Here is a 20,429-nt window from a genome sequence, read left to right as displayed (position 1 = left end):
TCGCTTGCGGCGCCGTCGTCGGGCGCCGTCATGCGCGCACAGTGCGCGGTGGTTCAATCCGAGCCCAATTGCAGCTTGTTGGGCTGGCGTTTTTCGATGGCCCACTTCAACAGCGCGGCCGAGCGGTAGATGCCGTGGGCAAACTTGCCGTAAGGCAGCGTCAGGAACAGCGCCATCACCACGCCCAGGTGGATCGCCAGCAGCAGCGCCATCGCGCCGCCGTCGCGGCCGGCCAGCAGCGCCAGCCCCGTCGCGCTGGTGAGAAACAGCAAGGCGATGAATCCGCGGTCCATGGGCTTTTGCGCCGCGTCGCCCTGCTGCGGGTGGCGCTTGAGATTCAGCCACAGCAAGCCGGCCGGTCCGATCAGCAGGCCGATGCCGCCTGCCGTGCCCAACAGCACTGGCGCGCTCCAGAACGGATACGGCGCCTCTAGCCCGAGCGCGTAGTGGTACAGCGTGGCCACGCTGGTGGCGGCGAAACACAGCATGAAGCCGTAGAACGTGAAGTGATGGAAGCGCCGGCGCCACAGCGTGAAGGCGTCGTCGGCGTTGTTGCAGCCCTTGCCGTGCCCGCCGTCCAGATAGCGCAGACGCAGGGCGTCATGCGCGGCCTCGGCCACTGCGACGCCGGACGCCGCCCCCGGGCTGACGTCGCGCCAAAAGCGCGTCACGCCCACGCCCAAGGCCAGCAGGGCCAGGCCAAACACCGCGCCGAACATCAGCGCCAGCGTGTTGTGCGGGAATATGGCGTAGAAGTTGCCGGCCATGGGTTCGTGGAACAGTCCGCCCCCCATCAGCGCCGCCAGCGCCAGGAACAACGCCAGACCCGCGGCCGTGGCCAGCGACAAGGCCAGGCCATTGCGCTTGTACAGCTTGCCCAGCGCGGGTGGCCAGGCGTAATCGGTATAGGTCTGCATCCGCACACGCGCCATGGATTGCGGCACGTTCACCGCGAACTCGTGCGGCGGCGCGTACTGGCAGGCGTGCAGACAGGCGCCGCAGTTATGGCACAGATTCGCCAGGTAGTTGATGTCGGCCTTGCCGAATTCCAGGCGGCGGGTCATGGCGGGAAATACCGCGCAGAATCCTTCGCAGTACCTGCAGGCGTTGCAGATCTGCATGACGCGGGCGACCTCGGCCTCGTCATCCGTCAGCGCGGCGGACTGGGGCTTGGTGCCATGCCATTGAATGGCCTGTTCCGTCATCGCGGGGCCGGGACCGGAAAAAGACTGGGCCTCGCGGGCCAGGGCTTCAAGCTGCTTCATATCGTGCTTCCGCATTGTGCCGGCCGCGCGCGGCGGCGGCGGCCTGGGTACCGGCAATGCGGCCGAAGGCCGTGCCGATGGACATCCCCACTCCGGCCGTGTAGCCCTTGCCCAGCACATTGCCGGCCATCATTTCGCCCGCGACGAACAGGTTGTCGCTGGGCACATCGTTGAAACGGACCGCGGCGGTGTCGTCCACCTTCAGCCCCAGATAGGTGAACGTGATGCCGGGCCGCAAGGCATAGCCATAGAACGGCGCGCTATCGATGGGCCGCGCCCAGTGCGTCTTGGCGGGCGCCAGGTTCTCGGTATGGCAGTCATCCAGCGCGGTGTGGTCGAACTTGCCGACACGGCAGGCCGCGTTGTAGTCGTTCAGGGTCTGCTCGAAGATCGCCGAATCCAGGCCCAGCTTCACGGCCAGTTCCGGCAAGGTGTCCGCCTGCACGCCGGGGAATACCGGCGGCATGAAGCGGCCGACGGCCTTGGCGTCGATGATGGAATAGGCGATCTGGCCCGGCTGCATGGCCGTCAGGCGGCCCCAGATGGCGTAGCGCTTGGGCCAGAAGTCCTCGCCCTCGTCATAGAAGCGCCTGGCCTCCCGGTTGACCACCACCCCCAGCGACACGCAGTCGATACGCGTGCAGATGCCGCCGTCATACAGCGGCGCGCGCGCGTCGATGGCCACGCAATGCGACTGCGACGGATCGCCGATGCTGTCCGCCCCCGCGTCCAGCATGAACTTCAGCAGCACGCCCATGTTGTAGCGCGTACCGCGGATCAGGAAATTGTCGGCCGGCCATTCGCCGCGCTCGTTCTGGCCCCAGGCCTCGCGCAGCCACTCGCGGTTGGACTCGAAGCCGCCAGCCGCCAGCACGCAGGCGCGCGCCTCGATGCGTTCATCGCCGATGCGCGCCGCCACGAAGCGCCCGCCGTCCAGCTCCAGCGAGTCGACCGGCGCGTCGTAGCGGATCTGCACGCCCAGCGCCTCGGCGCTGCGGTAGTAGGCGTTGACCAGGGCCTTGCCGCCGCCCATGAAGAAGGCGTTGGTGCGCGCCACGTGCAGCGCGCCGGACAACGGCGGCTGGAAGTTCACGCCATGGCGGCGCATCCAGTCCCTACAGGTGGAGGACTCGCGGATGACCAGGCGCGCCAGATGCTCGTTGGTCAGCCCGCCCGTCACCTTGAGCAGATCCTGCCAGTATTCTTCCTCGGGATAGGCCTCGACCAGCACGTCCTGCGGCGCATCGTGCATGCAGCGCAGATTGCGCGTGTGCTGCGAATTGCCGCCGCGCCATTCACGCGGCGCCGCTTCCAGCAGCAGCACGCTGGCGCCGGCCTCGCGCGCCATCAGGGCCGCGCACAGCGCCGCGTTGCCCCCTCCCACCACCAAGACGTCGACCATGCCATCGTTCCTCTTCCAAGGAACCGACTGTAGCGAGCCGGAGCGGCCGCCGATATCAGCCAGGCGTCAACAGGTCTTCATGAATCGTGAAGGGCCACCACCGGCCATTTGCCCTCGCGCGCCAGGGTGCGCGAAACGTCCGCCAGCACCAGGCGGGCGGCCAGGGCTGCGGGCGACAGCTCGTCCTCGGACAGGCTGGCCAGCAGATTGCGGCGGTACAAATGCGCGTCGTCGATGCGCGCCATGTGCAACTGGCCCGGTGCGATCCGCGCCATGGCGGAACTGGGCTGGATGGTGGCCACGTGGCCCAGCTGCACCACGTCCATCAACACCGGCAGGCCGTCCACCTCCACCGCCACCAGCGGCGTGCGGCCAGACTGCTGGTACGCGTTGTTGACCAGCGCCCGCAGTCCGTGGCGTCCGCTGGGCAGGACCAGCGGCAAATGCGCGATGGCCTCGATGCGCGTGGTGTCGCCTGCCGGCAGCCCCGGCATGCCGGGCCGCGCCAGCAGGAACAGCGGCTCGTCCAGCAGGGGCATCACGCTCCAGCGGCGCGCGGATTCGGCCTGGAACACGATGGCCAGGTCCAGCATGCGGCCGTTGAGCATATCGCTCAGATGCCCCGACAGCGCCTCCACCAGATGCAGGCGGATGTCGGGATAGCGCTCGTTCATGGCCTGCACGAAAGGCGCGCCCAGAATGGCGGCGGTGGTGGAAGGCAGGCCCACGCTGACGTGGCCCGCCAGCCTGGCCTGCTGCGCCGCTTGCACCGCATCGTCAGCGTGGCGCAGCGCCAGTTGCGCCTGGCGGAAGAAGGCCAGGCCCGCATCGGTAGGCTCCACGCCGCTGGCGCTGCGCCGCAGCAGCCGCGTGGACAACTCGCCCTCCAGCCGGCTGATCTGCTGGCTGAGCGCGGACGTCACCATGCCGATGGACTGCGCGGCGCGGCCGATGCTGCCCGCCTCCACGACGCGGACGAAGTAACGCAGTTGGCGCAGTTCCATGGGCGGCCCTGGTTTTCCGTAAGGGATGACAGGGCCGATTGTAGAGGCCAGGTGCGCGCGGGGTTACCCGGGGATCGTCAGGCCCCTGGCCACCGCTGGACGCGCCACGAAGGCCTCCAGCACCCGGGCGACGTTCTTGAACCGCGAGAACTCCACCAGCTCGCCCGCCTCGTAAAAGCCCACCAGGTTGCGCACCCAGGGCAGGATGGCGATGTCGGCGATGGTGTATTCATCGCCCATGACCCAGTCGCGCCCCTCCAGACGCTGGTCCAGCACGGCCAGCAGGCGCTTGGATTCGTCCACGTAGCGGTCGCGCGGGCGCTTGTCCTCGTAGTTCTTGCCCGCGAACTTGTGGAAGAAGCCCAACTGGCCGAACATCGGGCCGATGCCGCCCATCTGGAACATGACCCACTGCAGCGTCTCGTAGCGCCCCGCCGTGTCCGCCGGCAGGAACTTGCCCGCCTTGCTGGCCAGATAGATCAGGATGGCGCCGGACTCGAACAGGCCCAGCGGCTTGCCCTCGGGACCGTTGGGGTCGACGATGGCCGGAATCTTGTTGTTCGGGCTGAGCGACAGGAATTCGGGGGAAAACTGGTCCCGGGCGTCAAAGCTGACACGGTGCGCCTCGTAGGGCAGCCCGGTTTCCTCCAGCAGGATCGACACCTTCACGCCGTTCGGCGTGGGCAGCGAATACAGCTGGATGCGGTCGGGGTGCCGGGCGGGCCACTTCTTGGTGATGGGGAAGGCGCTGAGATCGGTCATGCGAAGGGGCTCCAGGGGGAGGGGCGGAATGGTCGGGGTAATCCTAGCGCAAATCCAGGCCCCCGCGCCGCCGGATGAATTCCCCTAGCGCAAGTCTTCGGGATTCATCGAGGCGTCACGCACGTACTTGTCGCCCGGCTCCGGCTGCAACGTGGCCTCGATTTCGGGCGGAAACGCCGGGATCTTGCTGGTCTGCATCACTGCCCAGCGCATGATGGCATGCAGGTAGTTGAAGGGCGCCATGACCAAATACATGAGGCCAGGGCTCTGCGCGTCATTGGCGAAGATACGCTCCTTGCTGAAGGCGAAACTCTCGCGCTTGCCGTCGACGGGCATGCAGTACAGGACCGCATCCAGCACCGCCTGGGGCCCCTCTTCCATGTACCGGCGTAGGAACTCCCAGTGGGAATAGGCATTTTCGACGCGGCTGGTGGCGATGCAGAACGCGAAAGTCTCCTTCACGGTGACGCCGTCCTCGGCCAGGATCAGGCCGCGGATATCCCAGTTGAACCAGCCGAACGTCCCCTTGCCCCGGCCCAGCGTGAAGTAGATCTTGTCCCAGGGCGCCGTCAAGACGGTCCCATTCAGGCGGAACACGTGCACCAGCCGGTGCTTGCGGTCCAGCGCGATGGGATAGTAGGTCCAGCGGAACATCTCCTTGCACGCAACCCAGACGCCAGCCAAGCCCAGCATGGCGAACATCGCCATTCCGATGAAGATCGCTTCCCAGAGACCGTTCTCATTGGGCAGATCGCCCACTACCAGAATCCAGGCCAGCATCAGGATGCCACCCACACCAAAGGCAACGCCTATGCCGCCGATCAGTGCAATAAAGCCTCGCCAGCCATACCAGCGGTCCACCGACAGCAGGCTGTTGGAATTCATCTTCACGACGCAGAGCTGCGCCAGCAGCGGCACATCGAGACGCTTCTTTTGCAGCAAGCGATGCTCGCGGTCGAACTCCGAAAGCGGACGATCGTTAGGGAACCTGGACATCAGCCCCGTAAAGTCCATCACGACCCTCCCAAGGCCACGCGCAGGCTGTTCATTTCTTGCTGCACTCCATAGTAGTAATCGGCCCCGGCCTGTCCCTGCAGTTTCCCCCACAGGCAGCGCTTCAGCCATTCATCGATCTTGTTGCCCTTGAACTTCTCTATCAGTATCGCGACGATGATCAGGAGCACCGCCGCGATCAGGCCCACGACCGTGGCTGACAGGGCGAACGCGCCGATGACAACCAGGCTGAGGATACCCGACGCAAGGTAAAGTCCGCCCATCAAGCCGTTCTTCTCAATCGCGAATTGGTCCGTGGCGGATTTGAAATCGAACACGGCCATGATGACGCCTGTGACGACGCCTATGCGGCCGCCCCATCGCACCAACAGAGAACCGGTGGTTTCAAGCCCCACCCCAATCCCCAGCCGCATGCCGGCGGCCTGCCGGCTCTTGAGCGCCACGCCCAGCACGTCTGCCACCGAGCCGCCCGCCGATGCGATGCCGACCACGAACTTCCAGCTCGCGTCGCTGCGTTCGTGAGGCATGGCCGATTCCAGGTCGCTCCAGAGCTTGTACACCGCCACAGTCTGGAACAGGCAGCCGACGACGCCGACACGGACGTCCGTGTTGATCGCGGTGCGCCAGCGCGACAGTTCCCGGGCTTCGTATTCCTCGACCGTCATGGTGGCCTGGGCCAAGGCCCTGGCCCTATCGGCGGCCCGCAGGTCCGTTGACACATTGGCGGCAGCGTCCCTGTCCACCAGCATGAACCAGCGCTTCTTGTCCGTGCCCTCCAGCTGTTCGCCGCGCACCTCCAACCGCCGCAGCTCGTCCGCCACCGCCTGCTCCATCTGGCGCATGCTCACCTGGCTGCCATGCTGGCGCAGGACCTCGCGGATCAGCGCGGCGCGGAAAGCCTTCTTGCCGCCCTCGACTTCCACGATCGCCACGTTCTGCCGCGCCAGCAGGCCCACGTACATCGCCAGCTTGCGCGCGATGCCGCTATCCACGCCCAGCCTGAGCACATGCACAACCGGCCCCATGACCTGCTCCAGCAGGCGCGCGGTCTTGTCCATCTGCCCTTCGCTCAGCACCTTGAGCCCGGTCTTGTAGGCCTCATGCAGATTGCCCCAGGGGATGGCCTTCCAGTCGAGCGCCGCTTCGTGCGCCTCGACCACCTTCTTGACCACGAAATCCTGGTTGTGGAACATGGCGCGCAGCAACAGGTTGCGCGTGTCGTCCGGTTCCCCCTGTAGCCAGTCCGCATACTGTTTGAAGCAAATGCGCTTGTCCTGGGTTCCGTCGATGCACAACGCAAGAACCGTCTGGTAAACCGCACCGCTATCCGCGTTGTTGGAGTCGTAGTTGCACTCAAACGAATCGAGCGTTTTCTGGCAGGTAATCCACGCCACGTGCGCCTTCGCCAGGGGCACGATGGTCGCGGCGTCGAATTGCGCCAGGCGCTCGTCGAATCCTTTCTGCCACGCCCTGCGCGCGTTCTCGTCATAATTGTCGAAGTACTTCGACCAGGCTTCCCAACGAACCTTGCCGCGCTCGGCCTCGGTCGGATGGCGATAGTCTTCCGCCTCCGCCATGCGCTGCTTCTTGTTTTCCGGCATCAGCCAGTCCGCCAGCATCTGGCCCACCGCCAGCCCTCCGGCCCCCGCCCCTCCCGGGCCGGCTCCCATACTCGGGGTCGTGGTCCCATAGACCGTATGGTTGGTGGCATCCCGGCCTCTTTGCTCCAGGAACTCGCTCTCGGCCGACTGCATGATGATTTCGCTGAGCGACTCGATGGACTTCGACACGGTCAGGGGACGCAGGTCCTCCTTGTTCGACACGAATTCATCAAAACGTATGCGCATCAGCCGCGCGATATCCTGCAGGATTCCGGTGCTGTCCGGCAGCGCCAGCATCAGGCCCTTGCCGGGCAGGAACGCCTCTGCAGCGTTCTCGATCATTTCCCCCATCCAGCCCTTCACGTCGTAATAGCCGACGGTACTCCAACCCAGCAGCTGCTGCTTCTGATGTTGATCCAGGTCGCGCTTGCGATGCACCTGGTAGTCCGCGGCCGTATCCTTCAGGGTCTTGATGTTCTTGGCATTGGCGTGCTTGCCGCCGCTGAGCCAGGCCTGCACATCGAACTTGAACATGTGCCGCTCGCGCATGTCGGCGCCCTTCTTGCCCTTGTGCGCCTTGCACACATCCTTGGTCCACTGCACGTCCGAAAACGCCAACCAGACGAATGTCGCTTTTTTTGCGTTCGGAATGGTCAGCAGCGAAGCCTTGGCTTCGTGGTCCATCGTGCAAGTGAAGGTCCGGTCGCAGTCCTGCACCGGCTTGTCGAGATCAAAGTTGTACAGGGTGGCGTTTTCGTTGACGTAGTAGCCCTTCAGCTCCGAGCGCGCTTCGTCATAAACATACAGATATCCCGGACGCAGCAGGCGCACGCCATAGCGCGCGCTGTCGCCCAGGGGCCGCTCTGCCAGCTGCGGCATGTTCAGGTCGCCGTCCAGCACCGGAAAAGCGCCGTCGTTCTTCAGCACCGCGTAGCGCAGCGGCATGATGGGCAGGCCGATCCGGTGAAACGGGCAATCCTCGCCGCAATCCAGCGACGAGCGCTTCTTCCCGCAGTTCTTTGCATCATCGGCCATCGGGCTCTCCAGTTCGTTCCATATCCGCGCGCACGCTGGACCAGTCCTCATCCGACAGGTCCTGGACCGCAGCAAGGTAGGGGTAATCATCTTCGGGCCGCATTGCCGCCAGGCAGGCGCGGACTCGCTCATGCCGATGGAAGGCGGGGTGTATCTCCAGGGCGTGGCGCGCGAACGCCTTGCGTTCCTCCGCCGAGTCCAGGCCCAGGTCGCGGGCGGTGCGGAAATGCCCCATCACGGCTTGGCCCAGGGCGACGCGCCCCTGGGGCTCCAACGTCTCAAGGCCGGTCAGCACTTCATTCAAAGCCTGCACCTGAGTCAGCGCGAAGGATTGCTCCGCGCTCAGCCGCGGGCGCACCACCGCCTCGGCGTCGGGACGCGCCACGGCGCGCCATTCGCCATCCAGGTGGAACACGAAACGCTGCACCGGCCCGCAAAGCCAGGCCAGCTGCGCCGGGTCCAGCATCCACGGCAGCTGGACCAGCACGCGCGGGTCGAAAAAACGGAAGAAGCACGGCCCCTGGCCGGCGATGTCGACGATCATGCGCGACCGCAGATGCGCGGCCACGGCATCGGCAGGCTGATCGGACTGGAGCAGCAGCCCCAGCCAGAGATCCTCGCCATCGAGCAAGGCCTGGTTCAGGCTGGCCAGCGCCTGCGCCTTGTCCGCCGTTGGCATGACAGACAGATCCACCAACCGGGGCATGAGCCCCGGCATTTTCCGCAGTGCCGGCGGCACCAGGGCGTCGGCCTGGATGCAGGCCGGCACGCCGGCCGTCCGCTCGTCCTGGATGAGGCCAAAGGCATAGGCGCTGAAAGCCTGGTAATCGAGCATGCCGCTTTCCTCCCGTCTCAGCCCAGCGGCACCACGGCGCCGCCACGCTGGGCCGCGCCGCGCACGCGCGCTTCGCACAAGGGACTGGCTTCGTTGAAGGCCAGATTCGCCTGGCTGCTTTCCGGGCCGACCCAGTTATGCACGCCTGCCTTCAACTCGACCTTCCCCGGCGCATGCAGCTGAATTCCGCCGCCTTCGACCCGCACATAGGCGCCGCCGGCCGTCGCCAGCACGCGCTTGGCCGCCTGCACGGTCACGCCGGCCTGCGCCGAGGCGAAGGTCACCGCCTTTTCCGCCGACAAGGTCATCTTGGCATCCTGGCTGTGCAGGCGCAGCTTGCCGCCCGCCGCATGCAGCAGCAGCCCCTGGCCCTGCACCGGGCTGCCGCCGGACGCCTTGCGGCCGAGCGTGAACAGCACCGCGCCGCCAGCCACGCCCATCGCCAGGTTGGCGCTGCTGGCCCAGTTCACGTCCGGCGCCACCTGCGCCAACGTCGCCCCGGCCGCTAGAAACGCGTCCGCCGGGGTGTACTGGCCGATGCCGCTGGGCGCGCTCACCTGCAACTGCGGCTCGCTATAGGCGGCGACGGGCTCGCCCTCGGGCGCGTCCTGCTTCGCGTCGATCACCTCCAGGACGTGCTTCAACGCATCCTGCGCCGGCAGTGTTTCCGGATCGTCTTCCAGCACCGCCTTCTGGCGCGTTGCCGCCTGCGACAGCTCCTCGGCCGTGCGCATCGCGTTCTCGATCTGCAAGCCCGCTTCCTCGCTATCCAGCAGCGCACCCTTGGCGTTCTTGCGCAGGTCCGCGCTGATCAGCAGCCCGGCGCCGCCGCGCAGCGCCACCGCCTCGCGGGTCGACAGTTCCGCGCCGTGGCCCAGGTCCTGCAGTCTTTCGTTGTCGCGCTGCTGCTTGATGTGACCCAGGTTCAGGCGGCTCTCGGCCTGCGTGGTCGAAGCCGTCAGGCGGGATTGCCCCGGCGTGTCGTCGTGCACCAGTTGGTTGTAGCCACCCGTGCCCTGCCCGCTGCTGGCGAGCGCCTGCGTCTTGAAGCCGGACATCACCACGTTGTGCGCATGGCCGTCGGCGCCGCCCGCGAACCAGGCGGGCGCGTTGCCAGTGGCATTGGCCGCGCCGCCCTGCACCTGATTGTGCGAAGCATCCTCGGCGCCTGCGCCGTTGTAGAGCGCGCCAACCACCACGGGCCGATCGATGTCGCCGTGCAGAAACTCGACCAGCACTTCCTGGCCGACGCGCGGCACGAAGTTGCCGCCCCAGTCCCCGCCCGCCACGGATTCCGCCACCCGCACCCACGTGCCCAGTTCGTCCTTGGCGGGCGCGTTCTCGTCGCCCGAGGGATGTTCCAGGCGGCTGCTGGAAGCCTTGCCGCGCTGCCAATGGAACTGCACCTTGACGCGATGGTCGCGGTCGGTATGCACCGGCGCCTCCGCGCCCACCACCAGCGCGGTTTGCGCGCCGATCACGGTAGGTCGAGGATGCAGGCGTTCGCCGTGCCCGTCGCGCGTGGCCTTGCGGAATTCCGTGCCGATGCCTATGCAGGTAAAGGTGTTGCGGTAGAACTCGGCCTCGGCGGCTTGCGGACCGCTCTCGCCCAGCGCCTCCCTCACGGCGCGGCCCAGGTCCTCGTCGAAGTTGTTGCGGGCCTCGTGCCGCACGGCGATCGCCACATAGTCGGTCCCGCCCTGCTGATAGTGCCCGGTCAGCTCGAAACGCTGGCCCGGCGCCAGCGTACGCACGGTGCCCGCGCCCTCGCAGCTCTCCTGGCCCACGCGCAGCGCGGCCAGCGCGATGTGCGCCAGGCGCTCGCCCTGCGCGCTGTCCTCGTAGGCGTACTGGCCGGGATAGTCGTTGACGACCAGATCCATCGCACCCTTCGCGCCGCCGCCTTCGACCTGCGCCGCCACCGGCCTGGCCTGGGCGCTGCGGTAATCCCAACTGGCCATGCGCACCGCATTGGTCTGCCAGCGCGCGCGCCGGCTCCATTGCTGGATGCTGTCCTCGGTCTCCGTGACGTCGGCGCGGGCAAAGCGCACGCTGGCCTGCGGGCCGGGCTGGAAGGCGCCGTTATGGTCGGCGATGATCAAGGTGTGGCTGCCTTGGCCTTCACCCGCCTCGTGCTCCACCCAGTAGAACAAGCCCTCTTCCGCCAACAGGCGCTCGACGAAGGCATGGTCGGTTTCGCGGTACTGCACGGTCAGGCTGCGCTTGGCGTACGCGGCGCGGTCCTTCACCACCCAGCGCCATTGCGGCGCGAGCCCCCCCTGATCCTTATAGTCGCCGAAGATGCTGTCGACGATGTCGAAGACGGTCTTGTCCTGATAGGCAAAGCTGTCGCGGCGCGCGCGCAGAAACGCGAGCCAGGGTTCCAGCGTCAGTCGGTAGCGCGCCAGGCCGCCGTTGGCGCCCAGAAACTCCGCTGTCGTGATGTAGCCGTTCCAGACCCGGGGCTGTTCGCGGCCCAGCGCGGTCTGCAGGCGCAGGGTCGCCGGCTTGCCCAGCAGTTCGGACAAGGGAATGCCTGCATCGTCGGACAGGGCGGTCAATTCCAGCCGAAACGCGCCGTCCGACAAGGTTTCCGTGGCGGATAGCATTTCCGCGACGAGCCGGTTCGCGCCCAGCGGCGTGCGCAGGTCCAGCAGGCGGTTGGCCTGGTCGACCGACGCGATCGACAGTCGGGAAAGGCCGGCATTATCCATGGGCATGTCAGGCTCCGGCGTCAGGCAAGGCGGTAGCGGAATTCGCCGTTCTTGCCGGCGGTCACGCGTATGCGGGCGATGGCCTCGCCCTGCGCCATGCGGCCCAGCACCTGTTCCGCGATCTGCGGCAACAGCGTGCCGTTCAGGATGTGGTCGACGTTGCGCGCGCCGGTATCCACCTCGGTGCAGCGCGCCAGCACGGCCTCCACCAGCGCCTCGTCCCACTCGAACACGGCGCGATGGTTGGCCTGGACCCGCTGGGCGATTCGCCCGAGCTTCAGCCCGATGATGCGGGCCAGCGCGTCGTCGTCCACCGGGTAGTAGGCGATGGTCTTCATGCGGCCCAGGAAGGCGGGCTTGAAGGCCTTGTACAGCTGCGGCGCCAACAGTTCCTGCAAGGCCTCGGGATCGGGCCGTTCCTCGGCGCTCTTGTTCAGGCAGGCCTGCATGATGGCCGAGGATCCGACGTTGGAGGTCAGGATGATGAGCGTGTTGCGGAAATCGATCTCGCGGCCTTCGGCGTCGTCCATCACGCCCTTGTCGAACACCTGGAAGAACAGCTCCAGCACGTCCGGATGGGCCTTTTCGATCTCGTCCAGCAGCACCACGCTGTAGGGTTGGCGGCGCACCGCCTCGGTCAGCACGCCGCCCTCGCCGTAGCCCACGTAGCCCGGCGGCGAGCCCTTCAGGCCCGATACGCTGTGGGCTTCCTGGTACTCGCTCATGTTGATGGTGACCAGCTTGCGTTCGCCGCCATACAGCACGTCGGCCACGGCTAGCGCGGTTTCGGTCTTGCCCACGCCCGAGGGGCCGATGAAGAGGAACACGCCCTTGGGCTTGTTGGGGTCCTCAAGGCCGGCGCGCGCGGTGCGCACGCGCTGCGCGATGGCATGCAAGGCATGGTCCTGGCCGATGACGCGTTCGGCCAGCAGGGGCTGTAGCTCCAGCACCGTGCGGATTTCGTCGTTGACCATGCGGCCCAGCGGAATGCCGGTCCAGGCAGACACGATCTCGGCGATGACCTGCGCGTCCACGAAGGCCGGCACCAGCGGCGCCTCGCCCTGCAAGGCGCGCAGCTGCTGCTGCAATTCGGCCAGTTGAGCCTGCCCGGGCGTGGCGGCGGATTCGGCCGCCTTGCCCGAGCGGCGCTTGGCAGCGGGCTCCGGCGTGGCTTCCGCACCCGCCGCCTCCAGTTCCTCGCGCAGCGCGTGGATCTGCCTGACCAGTTCGCTTTCCCGCGCCAGCCGCGCTTCCGCATCCGTCAATGCGGCGCGCGTGGCGTCCATTTCCTGGTCCAGCTCGCGCAGGCGCGCGGATTGCGCCGCGCCGGCCGCGGCCTCGCGGCGCAGGGCGGCGCGCTCGGTCTCCAGGCGCGCCAGGCGATGGCGCGCGTCGTCGATCAGCGCCGGCGTGGCGCTGCGGCCCAGGGCCACGCGCGCGCAAGCCGTGTCCAGCACGCTGACGGCCTTGTCCGGCAACTGGCGACCGCTGATGTAGCGGTGCGACAGGCGCGCCGCGGCCACGATGGCCTCGTCCAGCACGCGCACGCCGAAGTGCTGTTCCATCAGCGGCGCCATGCCGCGCAGCATGCTCGCGGCCAGCTCCTCGCTGGGCTCTTCCACCTTCACGACCTGGAAGCGGCGCGCCAGCGCGGCATCCTTTTCAAAGTACTTCTTGTATTCGCTCCAGGTGGTGGCGGCGATGGTGCGCAGCTCGCCGCGCGCCAGCGCCGGCTTGAGCAGGTTGGCCGCATCGTTCTGCCCGGCCTGCCCACCCGCGCCTATCATGGTGTGGGCTTCGTCGATGAACAGGATGATGGGCGTGGAGCTCTGCTTGACCTCGTCGATCACGTTCTTCAGGCGGTTCTCGAACTCACCCTTGACGCTGGCGCCGGCCTGCAGCAAGCCCATATCCAGCGTGCGCAGCGCCACGCCCGCCAGCGCCGGCGGCACGTCGCCCGCCACGATGCGCAGGGCCAGCCCCTCGACCACCGCGGTCTTGCCCACGCCGGCCTCGCCGGTCAGGATGGGATTGTTCTGGCGGCGGCGCGTCAGGATGTCGATCATCTGGCGGATCTCGGCATCGCGGCCGATCACCGGATCGATCTTGCCCTCGCGCGCCCGTTCGGTCAGGTTGGCGGTGTACTGGTCCAGCGCAGGCGTCTTGGACAGGCCGGCAGCCGGGGCCGCGCCATCCTGCCCGGCGTCGCCCGCCGGACTGTCGCCCAGCGCCACCGACTGGCCCGCCTCTTCGGAACCGGCCGTCAACGCGGTGAAATCATGCTTCAGCTCGTCCAGCCGGAACGATTCGAACAGGCGCGATCCGCGCCGCGCCAGCTGGGCCAGGTCGGGCTCGGTCAGCAAGGCCAGCAGCAGATGGCCCGAACGGATGCGGGTGGTCTGCGTGTCCAGCGAGGCGATCAGCCAGGCGTGTTCGAACAGCCGCGGCAGATGTGGCGAGAACACCGGCGTACGCGTGTTGCCGTTCTTGAAGCCGCGTATCTCGGCATTCAGGTCCGCTTCCAGCACTGACGCCTCGATGCCGCTGCGCCGCGCCACCATGCTGAAATCACTGGCCGGCTTTTCCAGCAAGGCCAGGAACAGATGCTCCAGGTCCACCTCATAGTGCCCCTGGGCCATGCACAGGCTGGCGGCGCGCTCGGCCGCCTGGCGGCAGGTCTGGTTGAGCTTTCCAATCAGGGTCTTCAAGGGTGTGGCCATGTTCTAGGTCGTCTAGTCTCAATGAATGGTGTGCAATTCGTAGCTGGCGTCATCGCGGTCCGATGCCACTGGTTCCGTGCAAAGAAAGGAATTCCAGCCCAGGCGCGCGCCGCCGTCTTCACCCAGCACGCTGCCGCCGACGTCCTTCTTGGCCATCACCAGCCGCACCTCGTATTCGAAGCTCATGCCGCCGAACATGGTCAAGAGCTTCTCCAGCGCCTGCGCGCGCGCGCCACCGGGCAGGAAGTCGGTGAACGCATCCTTGGACAGCGGACCGATCCACAAACGGATGCGCATGTCGCGTTGCCAGATGCGGTCGCCGGCCATGGCCGACACGCCCAGCACCGCGCCGGGCATGCCCAGCCGAGTACGGTTCTGCGGCGGCACGTGATACCAGCGGCCGACGAACTGTTCCACCCGCAGCGCCACCTGGAAATAGTCGGCCAGCACGCGTTGCAGGTAGGCCGCCGATACCGGCCGCTGGCGAGCGGCCGCGGCGTAGTGCGCCAGCGATTCGTCGAACACCCGGCCCTGGCCCGATTGCAGGCGGTCGCGCAGCGCCGGATGGCCGATGCCGCCCAGCGCCAGCAGCAGTGGCAGGTAATGATGGTCCTGCTCGGTCTCATGCCGCACAGGCATGCGGTATTTCTTCCAGGCCGCATAGAACAGCGCCGCGGCCCGGTTGGAGAAAATATCGAAGAAGGCGCGCGCGCCGCGGTCTCGCCGCGAGCTCTCGCGCGTGCTCAGGATCTCGGTGTAGTGCAGTGGCATGGCGCCCTGCGCGCCCAACAGGCCGAAGAAGGCCGGTTCGATCTCCACCCGCCCCAGGTTGCCCGCGGCCAGCGCCGCCAGCCGCGCCTCGGCGTCTTCCAGTGCCTGGCCCTGCTTGTCATAGGCCGTCAGCGCGGCGATCTCGCTGGCCGGAAATCCCAGCGACGACGAATTCAGGAAGCGCAGGTGCGTGGACACGGCGTTGCGCGCGCGGCTGCCTTCCTGCCGCGCAAACCACGACTCCAGCACCCGCACGGCCTGAAAGAACTTGAATCGCTGCGGCTCGGCCAGCAGCGATTCGATTACGCTAGGATCGCGTCGCCGTTGCATGGGGGGCACCGTAGGATTTCTTCCGCGCCGCGGCGCGACAGCACGACCAGCTGCACGAAGCTGTTGGCATGCACGTAAAGTCCGAAGAAGCGGTTGATCACCGCCACGAAGGCATGCAGGCTGGTGCCGACGAAGTTGTCTTCGTTGATCGTCAGCCGGATCTCGATGCCGCGCACGAAGGTCGCGAACGGCTCGCCGGGCATCCAGTGCGTGGCAGGCTTGTAGTCCAACCCGATCAGTCCTTCTATCTGGCGCGCCGCCACCGCGGAATGCGACAGGTCATACAGCCGCAGCGTCTCCTTCAGCGCGGGCAGGCCGCTATGCACCAGCGACAGGTGGTTCAACGCCAGATGCGATATTAGGCGCCAGTGCGCCGCCCGCCCCTGCTGGAAGCGATGCGTGTGGGTCGGCCGGCGCAGCATGCGGATCTCGCGCGCGATGGAGCCGCCCTCCAGGAACAGATCCCCGCCCGGCTGCCCCACCGCCAGATGCGCGGGCAGGTCGCGGTTGGTGCAGGTCAGCTCCAGGCTCAGGGTCTCGGTCTGCGGCAGCGAGGGATCGAAATCGATGTCGACGATGGACATCTCCATTTCGTAGCCCGGGCTGCGCTCGGCCACCATGGAATTGCGCCGCGCCGTCCAGTAGTGCCCGGCGCCCTCGGGCGTTTCGCCATGATGCAGCGAATAGAAGGGCCGGAACTCCACCACCGAATCGCCCTGCGCGTTCTGCCGCACCTGGCGCACGCGGTCGATCGAATAGATCTCGTAGCCATAGGCGCGGCGCGCGTCCGCCACCACCGGATAGGACGCCTGCGCATGGGTGACGCGGATGGGATCGGCGCGTTGCGCGAACAGGTTGACGACGGGCGTGCAGCCCAGCCGGAAGTTGTCGGCAGTTGCGGATTCCAACAGACGCGCCGTATTCGAGTCCGCGCGCACGCCCTTCAATGCGAGATGCAGGGTGATTTCACGCACCGGACCCGCCGCACGCCTGAGCGCCGCGAGATCGATGTCGACGAAATTGAACTTCTCGGAGAACGCGAAGTACTCGGCCAGCAACCGGTAGGCGGGATGCGAGCTGGCCGGGAAGTCGATCAGCGCTTCGTCCTCGGACAGCCCGACCTCGGCCAGCGGCACGTCCTGCATGCGGTTCCAGCGGCCTGGCTGCGTTTCAAGATAGGCCGCGGCGGTGCGCAGGAACAGGCAGTCCCGCAGCGCGGCGACGAACGACGGTTCGCCGTGCAGATAGACGCGCAGGCGGTCCACCGCCAGGCTGGAAAAATTCTGTGTTTCGGCCAGGCAGGCCAGCGTCAGCGACAGCCGGCCCGTCACGCCGGCCGGCAGGCTGGCCGCCGACGGGGCGTTGGCCGTCGCGGCGAACACTGCCTGGCGGATACTTACTGGCGCCAGGGTCACCTCATAGGCGGTGCGGAAGCGGCACGCCACGCCGCGCACGGGATGCGATTTCAGTTCCGTGCCGCGCGCCATGCGTACCGGCGCCGTCAGCTGCGAGGCCATGCCGCCCATGTCGAACTGCGCCACCGAGCACGACGGAAACGGGCGCAGGTAATGCGGATACATCACCTCGAACAGCGCTTCCGTAAATTCCGGATAGTCGTCGTCCAGTTTCTTGTTGATGCGCGCGCCCAGCAGCGCGAACGATTCGATCATCCGCTCGACGTGCGGATCCTCGCAGGTTTCGCCGGACAGCCCGAGCCGCGCGGCGATCTTCGGATAGCGCTGCGCAAAATCGCGCGACGAACCGCGCAGAAAGCCCAGTTCGCGTTCGTAGTAAGGCAGCAGTTCTTCCATCTTTCCCTTCTTCGCCGGCGGCGTGCCGCCAGCGCCCGCGTGCATGGTTTGTTATCAGGCGGCTGCCGCGGCCTTGGCCCGGCCCTTGCTCACCGAGTACTGCAAGGTGGACGGCTGCAGCGTCGCGTCGAACGTGACCGGCTCATGCGCCGGCCCCACGTCCAGCATCGCGGTAATCGCGAAATACAGCACCGAGGTCGCGCGGCTATCCACCTGCAGCAGCACCCGCACATGCGTCAGGCGCGGCTCGTGGCGGGCGATCGCCTGCTCCAGCGACCGGCAGATGAACTCGCGGTCGTAGTGGCTGGCCAGGCTCAAGCCGGAAAAATCCGACAGGCCATAGGTCAGGATGGAGCGTTGGCAATTCGGATAACGCTTGAGCGAGTCTTCGGTGAAGACCATGCGCGTATTGAGCAGGGCCTCGATGTCGCGCGCGACCGTTTCCTTGATTTCTTCCACCGACAGGCGTCGCAACGCATGCGGTGTCTGCCCGTCGCCGTCGAACAACTTGTCGAACAGGCTGGGTTCGAATCCCTTCATCGCGGCCTCATTGAGCAAAGGCGCCGGACCAGCCGGGGCCTTTGCCGTTCATGCGGTCAGGTTCAGACCGAGTACGTCTTGTCGTTCTTGGTGAGGCTCCATGCGCCCTGGGCGTTGCCGCCCTGGTTGCCGCCCACCTTCTGCTGCGTGTACTTCCACTGCACGGCGGCGTACTTCAGCGAGAACGATTCGTGCGGCAGGCCTTCGCTGACGACTTCCGGCGCCACGCGCGAGATGATCACGTACTTGAGCTTTATTTCCAGGTACTTGACGCGGTTGCCCTCGCCGTCGGCGCGCAGGAAATCGATGGTCACTTCATCGAAGGTGGTGCCGCCGGAAGCGTGCTGATACAGCAGCGGGCTGACCACGTCCAGGTCCTTGGTGAAGACCATCTCGCCATGCTCGGTACGCTCGGCGGTGTGGCCGCCGGAGGTGGAGGCGGTAGCCGAACGCGGCTGGATGATCTCATGGCGCCACGATCCGACTTCGATCCAGTCCGGATGGTCCTTGTCCTGCGACTCGCCCTTGAGCGCGGGATTGCCGAATTTGACGTAGATGTCCTTCATTAATAGCCTCTCCAGTTAAAAACGTCGAATCTGACGGTGATCACGATTTCTGGGCCTGGGCGGGCAGTTCCGCAACCAGGCGCAGCGAAATCGAAAGCTCGTCGAGCTGAAAGTGAGGCCGCAAAAACGCCACGGCCCGGAACACGCCGGGACGTCCCGGCACCTCGGCAACCTGCACCGATGCCTCCCGCAAGGGGAACTGCGCCTTCTGCTCCTGGCTCGCGTTGTCGTCCAGCAGCACGTACTGCGAGACCCAGCGGTTCAGGAAGCTCTCGACAGATTGCGCGGAGGCAAAGCTGCCGATCTTGTCTCGCATCATCGCTTTCAGGTAGTGCGCCACGCGCGATACCGAAAAGATGTATTGCAGCTGCGCCGACAGCACCGCGTTGGCGTTGGCGCTGTCGGTGTTGTATTTCTTGGCCTTCTGCACCGACTGCGCGCCGAAGAACGCGGCATAGTCCGAGTTCTTGCAATGCACCAGCGGGATCAGGCCCAGATCGCTCAGTTCCTTTTCGCGCCTGTCGGTAATGGCGATTTCCGTCGGGCACTTCAGCGCGATCTCGCCGTCGTCGGTCTTGAAGGTATGGGTCGGCAGGTTCTCGACCAGGCCGCCGCCCTCCACGCCGCGGATCGCCGCGCACCAGCCGAAGTCGGCAAAGGCCGCGGTCAGGCGCGCGCCGAAGGCCCAGGCGGCGTTGCACCACAGGTACTTGGCGTGGTCTGTCCCGTCCACTTCCTCGACGAAGTTGAAACCCTCCACCGAGGTGCCTTCCTTCGGGTCATACGGCAGGCGGCCCAGGAAGCGCGGCATGGTCAGGCCCACGTAACGCGAGTCTTCCGAATCGCGGAAGCTGCGCCACTTGGTGTATTCCACGGTGTCGAACACTTTGGCCAGATCGCGCGGGCGGCCCAGGTCGGCAAAGCTGTCCAGGCCCAGCAGCTCGGGCGAAGCCGAGGCGATGAAGGGCGCATGCGAAGCGGCCGCCACGTGCGACATCTGCTCGATGAAGTACATGTCCTCGGGCTGGCGCGTGATCTCGAAGTTGCCCAGCAGCGCACCGAACGGCGAACCGCCAAATGTGCCGAATTCTTCTTCGTAGACCTTCTTGAACATCAGGCTCTGGTCGAAGTCGATGGCGGTCTGGAAGTCGCGCACCAGATCACGCTTGGTGACGTTGAGCACCTTGATCTTCAGCATCGGGCCGGTGTTGCTCTCCTGGCACAGGTAATGCAGGCCGCGCCAAGTGCTTTCCAGCTTCTGGAATTCGGCTCCGTGCATGACTTCGCTCAGTTGGGCCGAGATCAGGCGGTCCAGCTCGGCCACGCGGGCGTCCAGCATCGCGGACAGGTTGTCCGACACGACCACGGTGCCCTTCATGACTTCGCGGGCGAGTTCACCGATCAGGTCCTTGGCGCGGTCGTGCTCGGCCGTGGACTTGGCCACGCGGCTCTGTTCGACGATCTGATCCAGCAGGCCCGAGTCGGCCTCGGCGGCGGGCGCGGATACGTTCTGCGCGGCGGCGGAATTACTCATTGCTGCCTCCCTTGCCGTTCTTGTCGGCTTCGCTGGTCAGTTGCTGCAGTTTTTCCGTGCTGCTGAGCACTTCGCCCAGCAGGTCTTCCAGCTTGTCGTTGCCCGCCAGCTTGTTGCGCAGGTCGGCCAGCTTGGTACGGATGTCCAGCAACTCCTTGAGCGGCTCGATCTGCTGCACCACGGCCTCGGGACGGAAGTCCTCGACCGAGCGGAACTTCAGATCCACGCCGAAGGTGCCGCCTTCGTCGGTCAGGCGGTTCTTCACGCGGTAGGCAGCGCGCGGCTCCAGGCCGCGCATCACGTCGTCGAAGTTGTCGACGTCGATGTTGACGAACTTGCGGTCTTTCAGGCGCGGCAGCTCGGCTTCCGACTGCGCGCTGAAGTCGCCGACCACACCCACGACGAAAGGCAGTTCCTTCTGCTCGATCGCGTCGCCCTTCTCGACGTCATAGGTCAGTTGCACGCGCGGCGGACGTACTTTCTGGAGTCTTTTCTGAACGCTTTCTTTCTTAGCCATGGGGGCTC

Annotated in this window: 15 protein-coding genes; all 15 read right to left on the bottom strand. The window is 66.3% G+C overall.

Going from position 1 to position 20,429, the window contains the following annotated elements:
* Positions 1 to 53: 53 nt before the first annotated feature.
* The gene (gene tcuB / locus FOC84_RS17400; RefSeq protein ID WP_173145527.1) at positions 54 to 1,265 is read right to left on the bottom strand and encodes a tricarballylate utilization 4Fe-4S protein TcuB; all 1,212 of its coding nucleotides are present in this window, start codon (positions 1,263 to 1,265) and stop codon (positions 54 to 56) included.
* Positions 1,252 to 2,667, bottom strand: a complete 1,416-nt coding sequence (gene tcuA, locus FOC84_RS17395; protein WP_173145526.1) for an FAD-dependent tricarballylate dehydrogenase TcuA — start codon at positions 2,665 to 2,667, stop codon at positions 1,252 to 1,254. The genes tcuB and tcuA overlap by 14 nt, the downstream gene beginning before the upstream one ends.
* A gap of 77 nt (positions 2,668 to 2,744) precedes the next feature.
* Complete coding sequence (locus FOC84_RS17390; RefSeq protein ID WP_173145525.1) at positions 2,745 to 3,671, bottom strand: LysR family transcriptional regulator; 927 nt, start codon at positions 3,669 to 3,671, stop codon at positions 2,745 to 2,747.
* 63 nt (positions 3,672 to 3,734) lie between these two features.
* Positions 3,735 to 4,433, bottom strand: coding sequence for a glutathione S-transferase N-terminal domain-containing protein (locus tag FOC84_RS17385; protein ID WP_173145524.1), 699 nt, complete (start codon positions 4,431 to 4,433; stop codon positions 3,735 to 3,737).
* A gap of 84 nt (positions 4,434 to 4,517) precedes the next feature.
* Positions 4,518 to 5,429 (bottom strand): DUF6708 domain-containing protein, encoded by a 912-nt coding sequence (locus tag FOC84_RS17380; protein ID WP_254241692.1) that lies wholly within the window; start codon positions 5,427 to 5,429, stop codon positions 4,518 to 4,520.
* 17 nt (positions 5,430 to 5,446) lie between these two features.
* Positions 5,447 to 8,083, bottom strand: a complete 2,637-nt coding sequence (locus tag FOC84_RS17375) for a DUF4064 domain-containing protein (protein ID WP_173145522.1) — start codon at positions 8,081 to 8,083, stop codon at positions 5,447 to 5,449.
* On the bottom strand, positions 8,073 to 8,918 hold the full coding sequence (locus tag FOC84_RS17370) for a DUF4123 domain-containing protein (RefSeq protein WP_173145521.1): 846 nt from the start codon (positions 8,916 to 8,918) through the stop codon (positions 8,073 to 8,075). Before FOC84_RS17370 ends, FOC84_RS17375 begins: the two co-directional genes overlap by 11 nt.
* Positions 8,919 to 8,935: 17 nt before the next feature.
* The gene (locus tag FOC84_RS17365) at positions 8,936 to 11,638 is read right to left on the bottom strand and encodes a type VI secretion system Vgr family protein (protein WP_173145520.1); all 2,703 of its coding nucleotides are present in this window, start codon (positions 11,636 to 11,638) and stop codon (positions 8,936 to 8,938) included.
* A 14-nt stretch (positions 11,639 to 11,652) separates the two neighbouring features.
* Positions 11,653 to 14,352 carry a type VI secretion system ATPase TssH gene (tssH, locus tag FOC84_RS17360; protein ID WP_173145519.1) on the bottom strand — a complete coding sequence of 900 codons (2,700 nt, stop codon included), beginning with the start codon at positions 14,350 to 14,352 and terminating at the stop codon, positions 11,653 to 11,655.
* Between the two features lie 18 nt (positions 14,353 to 14,370).
* Positions 14,371 to 15,462 carry a type VI secretion system baseplate subunit TssG gene (gene tssG / locus FOC84_RS17355; RefSeq protein WP_173145518.1) on the bottom strand — a complete coding sequence of 364 codons (1,092 nt, stop codon included), beginning with the start codon at positions 15,460 to 15,462 and terminating at the stop codon, positions 14,371 to 14,373.
* Positions 15,426 to 17,264, bottom strand: coding sequence for a type VI secretion system baseplate subunit TssF (gene tssF / locus FOC84_RS17350; protein WP_173150207.1), 1,839 nt, complete (start codon positions 17,262 to 17,264; stop codon positions 15,426 to 15,428). The genes tssG and tssF overlap by 37 nt, the downstream gene beginning before the upstream one ends.
* Positions 17,265 to 17,318: 54 nt before the next feature.
* Positions 17,319 to 17,804 carry a type VI secretion system baseplate subunit TssE gene (gene tssE / locus FOC84_RS17345; protein WP_173145517.1) on the bottom strand — a complete coding sequence of 162 codons (486 nt, stop codon included), beginning with the start codon at positions 17,802 to 17,804 and terminating at the stop codon, positions 17,319 to 17,321.
* 62 nt (positions 17,805 to 17,866) lie between these two features.
* Complete coding sequence (locus FOC84_RS17340; protein ID WP_006395404.1) at positions 17,867 to 18,370, bottom strand: Hcp family type VI secretion system effector; 504 nt, start codon at positions 18,368 to 18,370, stop codon at positions 17,867 to 17,869.
* Positions 18,371 to 18,410: 40 nt separating this feature from the next.
* Complete coding sequence (gene tssC, locus FOC84_RS17335; protein WP_059371264.1) at positions 18,411 to 19,904, bottom strand: type VI secretion system contractile sheath large subunit; 1,494 nt, start codon at positions 19,902 to 19,904, stop codon at positions 18,411 to 18,413.
* The gene (tssB, locus tag FOC84_RS17330) at positions 19,897 to 20,421 is read right to left on the bottom strand and encodes a type VI secretion system contractile sheath small subunit (protein WP_173145516.1); all 525 of its coding nucleotides are present in this window, start codon (positions 20,419 to 20,421) and stop codon (positions 19,897 to 19,899) included. Before tssB ends, tssC begins: the two co-directional genes overlap by 8 nt.
* Positions 20,422 to 20,429 lie beyond the last annotated feature (8 nt).

It is taken from the genome of Achromobacter pestifer (genome assembly GCF_013267355.1).
Taxonomy (GTDB): Bacteria; Pseudomonadota; Gammaproteobacteria; order Burkholderiales; family Burkholderiaceae_B; genus Achromobacter; species Achromobacter pestifer_A.
This window is presented reverse-complemented; position numbering and strand designations above follow the sequence as displayed.